This is a genomic window from Rhizobacter sp., from assembly GCF_035702065.1.
GTDB lineage: Bacteria > Pseudomonadota > Gammaproteobacteria > Burkholderiales > Burkholderiaceae_C > Rhizobacter.
Window position 1 is genome coordinate 1 of record NZ_DASSRA010000024.1, and the last position, 2850, is coordinate 2850.

1 protein-coding gene and 1 pseudogene are annotated in these 2850 nt (G+C 65.4%); both read right to left on the reverse strand.

What is annotated here, in order from left to right; all coding sequences use genetic code 11:
* Positions 1 to 1836: pseudogene (locus VFL64_RS01135) on the reverse strand (hypothetical protein); the annotation flags it as partial.
* Positions 1837 to 2498: 662 nt separating this feature from the next.
* Positions 2499 to 2850, reverse strand: a 352-nt coding sequence (locus VFL64_RS01140; RefSeq protein ID WP_489538538.1) for a tetratricopeptide repeat protein, incomplete at its 5' end; no start/stop codon positions are given.

Genomic DNA, 2850 nt, shown 5'->3' on the forward strand with positions numbered 1-2850 from the left:
CGAGCTCGCCACGAGTTCTGCGAACACCACCGAGGCGGGCTGACGCTGTGTGTCTTCGAACCGCTGGGTGGCCCGGTACTTCAGGCGGGCGGTGAAGCCGTGGTGCACGTCGCCCGAGAGCAGCAGTACCCAGCCTTTGCGCGTTCGCCCAACGTTCGGCACGTCAACCAGCGGGAGTTTCTCACTCAGCGTGACGAGCAGGCGGTCGAAGGCCACGGACGGCAGGCTCCAGCCGTCGTAGATGTCGGTGTGTTCGCCGTCGAAACGTTTCGTCTTCCAGGGATTGCGCTCCGCCGCCCGGATTGGCTCGCTGGGCGGCGCGTTGGTGGTCACGACGACCAGGAGGGCGCGGTTTTTGAGTTCCGGAGTTTCGAGGTGCGGAGTGTTCGTGATCTGGGCCTCGAGTTGATTACTCGGCTCGACAGGGAGAAAGTGTGCAGTCGTGTTGTCTCCGTCAGGAAAGGTTCGCCAGGTGCGTGTGTCGGTGATGATCACCTGGTACGCCGCCGCCTCCAGCGTGTAGTTGTAGGTCAGCGAATCCGGATCCGCATCGCGCCAGCCCGGCCGCGTGCGCATGCCGGTGATCTTCTGCAGTTGGGACGAGTTGTTCGCGTAGTCGACGGCGTTTTTGCCGTCGAGCAGCGCGAGCAGCGCGGCCCCAGGTGGCATGGCGGTTCCCTTTTTTTCGAAGTCCTCCGGCACGTTGCCCCAGTGCTGGCAGAGCGCATAGGCCACGAGGCCGTTCTGAACCACGCGGCGTGCGAGCGGGTGGCCATAGATGCCGCGGCAGAAGCCCAGCGTCATGTTCCAGTCGTCGGTGATTTCGTGATCGTCGAAGATCATGGCGGTGGGGATGTTGGCCAGCACCCTGCGAACGCGGAACAGAGTCGCGTAGTGCGTCTTGACGTCGCGCGTGTCGTTTTCGATCGCCTGGGCGGGGTGCTCCTTCCACTGCTTCTGGATGGCGTCGGTGGCATCGCCGAGGTGGTCGGTCAACCGCTTGATCGTTTCCATGACCGGCAGGTCGGCGACCGGCCGGTCGGTGGTGTCGCGAAGCACGGGCCAGAGGACATCGGACCAGGTGAACAGATACATCGCCAGGTATTCACCGAGCGACATCAGATGGCTGCGCAAGTCGTCCGACGTGAAATGGGCAGCATCCAGCCAGTGGTGTCGCCAATAAGGTGGGATGGTGAAGGTCTGGCCTACCCCGGGCATATCCTCGCTATCGGCCGATCCGCCGTAGAGCAGGGTGTCGCCCGCATCGGTCAATAGCGGTAGCAGCGCCGCCGCCACGTCGTCAGCGTAGATCTGGTCGCCTGTCAGAATGAGTTGATGCGGTCGCGCGGTCGCGTTGGCCCTCGCTTGATCGATCAGCACATCGAGCAGCGCCATTGCATCGGGACCGCTGCCGTGTGGCATGCGGCAGGAGCCGTGAAACAAGCGCACATCGCCGATGTTCCCAGGCGGCAAAGCGAAGCCGGGAAGCTTGCCGGTTCCGTAGCCCAGCTTGGCAGAATTGGTTGCGCCCCCCAGATCCGCCACCTTGTGCGCGGCGGCGAAAGTGAGGTCGTAGTGGTAGACGATGCCTTCCTTGAGTGCCGCACCGGTGGGGTGAGCGGTGACGGCAGCAATGTGCAGGTGGGCTCCCACCGCCACCGTGTTCCGTCCGCCAGTGGCCACCTCCTTGTTGGTGTCATCGTAGATGTGCAGGTTGATCAGCGCCGCCTCCTGCAGAGCCACCCAGACGGTCACGCTCGTTCCCGTGACCTTGCGCAAGATGGGCCCGGCCAGTACCCAGGGCAGGGTTGCGAGGCGATCCTTCAGCGGTGTCATGTGGCCGCTCCCGCGCTACCGGTTGTCGCCGTCTTGGCAGGCTTGATGAGGCAGATCCTTGGCGAGGCATGTGGATCTCGGATGTCGTTCATGGCATCCTCGGGTTGGCCAGAAGGGGTGCGCTGGCATGGGCAACTGTCACGGGGTGGCCTCCGTCTTCGGGCGAGAGCCCACAAAACGCAGGCCCTTACTCGCAAAGACGGAATTGCGGGGAAAACTCCGCCAAACGATTGATTCAGGTTCGCCTTGCAGCGACCAGAGATCCCGCGTCTTCAGAGCAGCATGTCGCGGCGCGGGCAATTCGAAAGGGAGCAAACGTTCGATGAAGCCAAGGCTGTCAGCCGGCGGGGCGCCGAAGTCGCAGAACACGGCGCCGATCCGCGGAAACCGAGCTAGGCCCCTCGATTCATCGCCGGCGCGCGCACACGGATGGGCCACGTCCGCCAGAGGAAGGGACACCCCGCGCAGGCCCAGGGTAACCCGCATCTCCACCCGTAGAAGACTGGCATCTGCGGCGGGACACGATCAGCCGATTCGCCCGTCCTCACGGTGGCCGGTGGCGGTGCAAACACGATGCCTTGGTGCCCCAGGAAGGAGGGCGCCACTGCGGAGGTGGCCTGTGGGTTGGAACGTCAGAATGTCCCAGCCGCCCACGCGGCCTCTCACCCCGTCTTCAACCGCAGCGCCACTCCCCTGAGCGGCGCCCGGAAATGCGCGCCCAGTTCGTTGTGGGCGGCCTGCGCGCGCACGGCCTGCTCGACCAGCCCTCTTGCCAGCGTGCGCTCCCCCAGGTCCACCAAGCAGTCGGCAAGGCCCACGCGGGCCTCGGCAAGCCAAGGGCTGTCTGGGGCCTCGGCCGCCTCGCGCAGGGCGAGCGAACGCTCGAGATAGGCACGTGCCGTGCGCGGATCGCCGCCACGCTGCAAGGCATGGCCCAGGCGCAGCGTGGCCTCGGCTTCGAGTCGGGGAAAGCGTGCCCGCAACGCCGACGCCTGCAGCAGTGCCAGGGCCCCC